This window comes from Streptomyces sp. NPDC041108 (assembly GCF_055592645.1).
Window position 1 is genome coordinate 1 of record NZ_JBVIYK010000055.1, and the last position, 1,653, is coordinate 1,653.

Below are 1,653 nucleotides of genomic sequence, written 5' to 3' on the forward strand. Positions count from 1 at the left end.
TTGTCGCCGAGCATGATGATCCAGCCGTAGGTGCGTACCAGGGCTGAGACGAAGTGCGGGATGACGACGACCAGCATCGCCAGGCCCGCCCACATCGGCTTGAGCCGGGAGATCGCCTGGGCCAGGACGAACCCGAAGACCAGGCTCAGCACCGCTGTTTCGGCCGAGATCCGCAGCGTGGTGAACAGCACGGAGAGGTTCACGCCGGTCAGTGCGTCGGCGTACCAGTGCAGGGTGAAGGAGCCGTCGGTGTTCTTCAGGCTGAGGAGCAGCGTGGAGAAGATCGGGTAGACGAACAGCACCAGCAGGTAGACGACGACCGGCAGGGCGTAGAAGATCCCGACCCGGGTCCGGCGTGAGGCCAGGAGTTTGCGCGGGCGGGCGGGAGCCCCCGCGGTGAGGGTGGCGGCCATGGCTCACCCGCCCTGTTCGACTGGGAAGAGGTTGACGTCGTCCGCGTCGGCGGTGATCCCGACCCGCTCGCCGGCGACCGGGCCCCGGCCTGCGGGGACCTCCAGGCGCAGCAGCGGCGCCTGACCGCCATCGACACGGACGCCCGCGCGGACGAGGGTGCCGACGTAGGTGGCGGTCTCCACCGTGCCGGTACAGAATCCGTCGTCGGCGGCCGAGGCCCGCAGCCGGCCCGGCTGCACCGCGACCTTCACCTGGCTGCCGGAGGGCAGCTGGTGGCGGCGGGCCTTGAGCAGGCCGCCACTGCCGTCGAGGCGGACCAGGGTGTGGGTGTCGGTGTGTGCTTCGATGCGGCCGGGCAGGAAGTTCGCCGCGCCGAGGAAGTCCGCCACGAACGGTGTCCTGGGCCGTTCGAACAGCTCGCGGGGGGTGTCGAACTGCTCGATCAGGCCGTTGCGCATCACCGCGATGCGGTCCGACATGACCAGCGCCTCTTCCTGGTCGTGCGTCACGTAGATGACGGTCAGGCCGAGTTCCTGCTGGATGGTCTTGATCTCGACCTGCAGCTGGTCGCGGAGCTTCTTGTCCAGCGCGCCGAGCGGTTCGTCCATGAGGATGACCGGCGGGCGGTAGACCAGTGCCCGGCACAGCGCGACACGCTGCTGCTGGCCACCGGACAGCTCACGCGGCTTACGGCCGCCGAACCCGGACAGACCCGCGATCTCCAGCGTCTCCCCGACCCGGCGACGGATCTCCTCCTTGCCCACACCCCTCAGGGTGAGGGGGAAGGCGACGTTCTCACTCACCGTCATGTGCGGGAACAGCAGGTACTGCTGGAAGACGAACCCCAGGCCCCGCTTCTGCGGCGCCAGGCGGGTGACGTCACGGCCGCCGACGGTGATGGTGCCGGAGTCGGGTTCACAGAACCCGGCGATCATCATCAGCGTCGTGGTCTTGCCCGACCCCGAGGAGCCGAGGAAGGTGACGAACTCCCCCGCCGCGATCTCCATCGACGCCTCGTCCACGGCCACGACGCCGCCATAGGTCTTGCGCAGAGCCACCACCGACAGCGCTTTACCGGTCGCCGTGGCCGACGCCACGCCCGCCGCCTTCACCGACGGTGCGGCAACACCGAAATCAGCCACGAGCCCACTCCAGCCAGCGCTTGGTGACGGCAGCCTCGTTCTTCAGCCACCAGTCGATGTCAGCGTCGAAACCCTTGTCGTAATACTTCGGCGCACC

The 1,653-nt window shown here is 68.6% G+C and carries 1 protein-coding gene and 1 pseudogene; both read right to left on the bottom strand.

Features of this window, described 5'->3' with window-relative positions:
• Window positions 1–413, bottom strand: a pseudogene (locus ACZ6BB_RS42165) (ABC transporter permease); the annotation flags it as partial.
• A gap of 3 nt (window positions 414–416) precedes the next feature.
• The gene (locus ACZ6BB_RS42170; RefSeq protein ID WP_471620374.1) at window positions 417–1,556 is read right to left on the bottom strand and encodes an ABC transporter ATP-binding protein; all 1,140 of its coding nucleotides are present in this window, start codon (window positions 1,554–1,556) and stop codon (window positions 417–419) included.
• Window positions 1,557–1,653 lie beyond the last annotated feature (97 nt).